We start from the raw sequence: 3769 nt of genomic DNA, 5'->3' as shown, positions 1-3769 counted from the left end.
CCTGTTCAGGGCTCAAGACTTTTCAGCGGCGTTATCAAGGCATTTAAAATTGACCTTTTCGCTTCAACCTTCGGTTACGAAAAGAAAGGCGACAAGAAATAAAAGTTTTAGCAAGGTCACGGTGTGTGGCCTTGCTTTTTTTATGAAAAAACATTGAATATTTGGAAATAATATGCTAAACTAAACTTGCGACATAAACTAAATAGTTTTCACGGAGTGGTATGTATTTTTACCTTTGGTAAAAATGCATGCTCTATTTCACGTGCATACCATGCCGTTGAAGTATTTAGTTTGTGTCGCAGCAACCGGAGCTGTGCATTTTTCAGTGTGTAGCCTTGGCTGCACACTTTTTTATTTAGGAGGATTTATCTTGAAAAAATCAACTAAAAGTTTCTTATCAATTTTGTTGACACTAATCATTATTTTTTCACCAACACTATTGCTTAGTTTTAAAGCAGAAGCATACGTCGGATTAGGGGATGCCAATTATGACGGACGGATTGATGATTGGGATGTTGGTGCTATTTTAGGTTTATCTACCGGGATTAACTGTGAACGTCCTGATTTAGCCGATGTTAACAGCGACTCAAAAGTAAATTCTGTGGATGCAAAAATACTGTCATTAGCCTATGGCGGTTACTTTCCAATTGATACAGAAGATTATGCCAATATCAACTATGATTCTGCATTTATCCCTTCTGACAGTAATGTTAGATTCAGTTTCAAAGAGGTTTATAATGATGGCAACACAATGATAGTTGATATTAATCTTGACTCAGGTGGATTCTATGCCTTAGATATAAAATTCAATACAGTTGGATTAAAATTCAATTATATAAAAACCTATAGTATCACAGAAAGTGCAGTATTCTACAACCCTTCCGCAACCGAAGGATATAATCATATTTCTGCAATTTCAAGTAATGGTGCTTTTGTTAGTGTTGGAGAACCTATTCTTCCCACCGAGGGAACAGGTTTGTTTGCAACTATAGAATTTGAGATAACTGCAACAAACTACAGCTACGAGGCTGAAGTATTTGAATGTGGTAAATTGGTTCAACTTGCCGAATCTAGTGGTCATTCTGATGTAAACTTCAATTATGGTGAATTAATTGCTTCAGGTAATTATGGTGAAAAATCCGGAAGCACTTATGGAACAAACATCAAATGGGATTTCTATGAAAACGGAACACTTGTAATAAGTGGTCAGGGTAAAATGTACAACGAGAAAATTAATACTGCCGGTCAATCGGATACAAACGGGACACGTTGGGGTGGAAATAAAAATAAAATCAAACATGTAATTGTGAAATATGGTGTAACTAACATTGGAGATTTCGCGTTTTATAATTGTTCAAATCTACAATCTTACTATTTGCCAAGCTCAATTACAAAAATCGGTGCCGATGCTTTCCATTTTTGTAGTAATCTTACCTCAATACAAATACCACATAATGTTACTAATATTATGAGGTATGCCTTTGGACAAATTAGTAAAAACATCACATCAATCAACATTCCCGACAAAGTTGAAACCATTGACTCTTATGCATTTTATAACTGTACAAACTTAAAGAATTTGTCATTCGGTGCAAATATTAAATCAATTGGAACAAATGCATTTTTAGGTTGTGGAAACTTAGAAAGAACTTATTACAACGGCAAAAAAGAGCAGTGGAATCAAATTTCTATTTCCGACGGAAATGATTGCTTGACAAAATCAAATATAAACTTTAATGACGGAACAACAACCAACTTCAAATCAAATAAGTATAGTTTTTTAAACTATGAAGACATTGTTCCCCAAGAAATATATGAGGATATTTATGGAGAATACAAAGGTGGACTAATCTGGGCAAAACACGAAAATGAAAAACATGGATTATGTTACGGTTTTGCATCCACTACAGGCGCTATTTTGATGAAACATCCTGAAATTTCTTCTTTTGTTAATGTTTTTGGAGAGTGTGAAACAGTCAGCGATATAACAAAATTTGGCACTTATTGCTTTGACCTTAACGGAATCAATACTACTACCTTTATTAAGTATGGATATGCAACGCAATTCTCAACACAAGCTACAGAAACTTATAGAGATTGTTCAAAAATATATAACGCTGTTTATGACTATGTTTATGGTAATGGGGCACCTGTTTTAATTGACCTACAAGAAATCAAATACAATCAAATAACGCAAACCTGGGAACAATCTTTTGGGCACTCTGTTCTTGCTACTGGTATTGCTGGAAAAAACAAAATTGTTGTTGATGACTCTAACTACACTGAACCTCAGATAATCACTTTTTTTATTGATGGAAATGGTCAATTTACGAACAATTGGAGTTACCCTGCATACGAGGAAACTTGGGGTACAGATTACAGCGGACTAAATAAAGAAGAACTTGCGGAAATAGGCAGAATTGGATATATTGGATATGGTCCAAATGCCGCTACACTTCTCCCATATATGGTTGAAAAAGCAAATGCTAAACTAGATTATAATGGAACCCTCCCTTCAAACGCAACATCTCGTGTTAACTTTGAAGTAATTGATTCTGATTGCAATTTAGTAAGCGTTTCAGATCCAGATTTATTAATTTCAAGTAGCAATACAGATTTAATCAAAATTAGAGAACCAAGCACAGGAAGCAATCATATTGATTTAAATCCAACACATCTGTATTGGTCTAAATCAGATTCAATTATAACCGTTGAAACCCTTAAAAAAAACAATTCTTCTGTTTCAGTTGCCGGCAACAATTCACAGGTTACAGCTACTTTGAGTGCAGACTCAAAAGCAACTATCAACACAACAGACACTGATTCTAATGTTGAGATTACTTCAAACAGTAGCAAAGAATACTCTGTTGATATTTCATCTTTAATCAATAATGAAGACATCAATATGACAATCAGTGGTGTTGCAAACGGTGAAGAAATTGTTGTTTCAAGAAATGAAAACTCTGTTGAGGTTTCGGGTCTTAACGATGTTAACGCAACACTTAAAGTTGACGAAAACACCGAAAAGAGAACAACTTTTAACGTTGATAACGGTGACAAGCTCACTCTCGACTTTGACAACGAAAACAGCGATATCAAAACGGATAAGGAGTTTTTAATTACAGTCAGTGAAAACAATTCTTTCCGTGTTGGTGATATTGCAAATCTTGATGTTACTGTTATAGGTAATCCATCAAAAATCAGATTTATTGATAGCAAAAATAATACAACAACCTATACAGCTGAAAGTAGCAGTGTTAAATCAATCACCGATAACGGTGACGGAACATTCACTTGGAACTTGGATATTAACGTTCAGGATGAAAAGGAAACATATTCTGTTTATGCAAAGTTTGAAGAAATAGGTTGGAACAGTGAATCAGGTATTGTTACCCTCACCGCTCAGCCATTTGATTATAGCTATCATTCAACTGAGTTTGATGTAATCAGCGACGGTGTTATTTACAACGGCATAAACACACTCACCGTTAAAACAGGTATGGACGTTTCAAAGGTTCAGCTTTATAAAAACGGAAACACCTGGACATACACCGACGACACCGCAACAGTTGCGGAAGAAAACGGCGTAAAGGTGTGGACAATTAAAATGAATTTCTCACAGCTCGGCGACCAGACTTATTATGTTCGCACACGTTCGAGAAAAACAGCTTTTGAAGTTGTTGACACCTTAAATCTTACGGTTTATTCCAAATAACAAATCTATTCAGGGCGGGTTCACCCCGCCCATTTTTTGTAGGGGTCGATGCCC

At 35.5% G+C, this 3769-nt stretch carries 1 protein-coding gene; it reads left to right on the top strand.

Annotated features, from left to right (window positions below):
- Positions 1-370: 370 nt before the first annotated feature.
- A complete protein-coding gene (locus tag ACKI2P_RS07035; RefSeq protein WP_407376303.1) occupies positions 371-3715 on the top strand; it encodes a leucine-rich repeat protein in 3345 nt (1114 codons plus the stop codon).
- Positions 3716-3769 lie beyond the last annotated feature (54 nt).

Origin of the sequence: Methanobrevibacter sp., assembly GCF_045541095.1 — an archaeon.
Classification (GTDB): Archaea; Methanobacteriota; Methanobacteria; order Methanobacteriales; family Methanobacteriaceae; genus Methanocatella.
Note: the sequence above shows the minus strand (reverse complement) of the source record. Positions and strands in the feature narration are given on the sequence as shown.